The organism is Acidisphaera rubrifaciens HS-AP3, assembly GCF_000964365.1.
Lineage (GTDB): Bacteria > Pseudomonadota > Alphaproteobacteria > Acetobacterales > Acetobacteraceae > Acidisphaera > Acidisphaera rubrifaciens.
In genome coordinates, this window is the sequence record NZ_BANB01000657.1 from 1 (window position 1) to 1,374 (window position 1,374).

The 1,374-nt window shown below is 71.5% G+C and carries 1 protein-coding gene; it reads right to left on the minus strand.

The genetic code is table 11. From position 1 onward, the window contains the following. The coding region (locus B8460_RS15935) for a CpaF family protein (protein WP_199445673.1) at positions 1–1,285 on the minus strand (1,285 nt) is incomplete at its 3' end. Positions 1,286–1,374: the final 89 nt, after the last annotated feature.

The window sequence follows — 1,374 nt, forward strand, 5'->3', positions numbered from 1 at the left end:
GCGCCTCGGTCGTGAATTGCCCGAGACCGCTCATCGGCGGGCTTTCGCGAAAGGCGAACAGCTCGTTGAGCGTGTAGGTGTCGCCCTGCAGCCCGGCGACCTCCACCACGGCCACCACGCGCCGCTTGCCGTTCGCCATGCGGCTGACCTGCACGAGGACGTGCACGCTGCCGGCGATGTAGCGGCGCAGCGTCGTCGCATCGGTCTGCAGGCCGCCGAAGCCGAGCAGCATCTCGAGCCGCGACAGCGCCTCCCGCGGGGTGCTGGCGTGGATCGTCGCCATCGACCCGTCATGGCCGGTGGTCATCGCCTGCAGCATCTCCACCGCCTCCGGCCCGCGGACCTCGCCCATGATGATGCGGTCCGGGCGCATGCGCAGGGCGTTGCGCACGAGATCGCGCGCATCGACGCCACGGCCGCCGTCGGGGCTCGGCGGCCGGGTCTCCAGCCGCACCACGTGGCTTTGCGCCAGTTGCAGCTCGGCCGCGTCCTCGATCGTGATCAGCCGCTCGGCGTCGTCGATATGGCCGCTCAGCATGTTGAGCAGCGTGGTCTTGCCCGATCCCGTGCCGCCGCAGACCAGCAGATTGAGGCGCGAGCGCACGGCGGCGCCGAGGTACTCCGCCATCTCGCGCGACATGGCGCCGCTGCGCAGATAGTCGGCCGGCTGCATCGGCTGGCGGCGGAACTTGCGGATGGAGACCATCGGTCCGTCGAGCGCGACGGGCGGGATGATGACGTTGACCCGCGATCCGTCGGCGAGGCGCGCATCGACGAACGGCGAGCTTTCGTCGACGCGCCGCCCGATCGGACTGACGATGCGCTGGATGATGTTCATCAGATGCGCGTCGTCGCGGAACCGTGCCTGCACGCGGGCCATCCGGCCCCGACGCTCGACGTAGATCCGCCGCGCGCCGTTGACGATGATGTCGTCGATGCCGCTGTCGCGCAGCAGCGGCTCGAGCGGGCCGAGGCCGGTGATCTCGTGCTCGACGTCGAGGGCGAGGCGGCTGCGTTCGGCCGAGTTCAGGCCGCCCTGTCCGGTGACCATGCCGACCATGGCCTGACCGATTTCGGCCCGCACGCCGGCGAGACCATAGGCGGCGACGCTGGTGCCGCGTCGCTCCAGCACGTCGAGGACGGCCTGGAAGACGCGGAATTTCATGTCCTGGTAGGCATCGGTCATCGTCACGTCGGCCGACGCCTCGGCGGGCGTGAGCGCGTCCGCGCCGGGGCCGTCCGCGATGCCGGTGGCGCCCTCGCTTTTGTCGTGAAATCCGAGCACGGCGCCCGCCCCCCTGCCCGGCGTCAGCCCGCCGCCGCGCGCAGGCGGCGCAGCAGGCGGCGGCCGGACGGGACCACGATCGCGCGGCC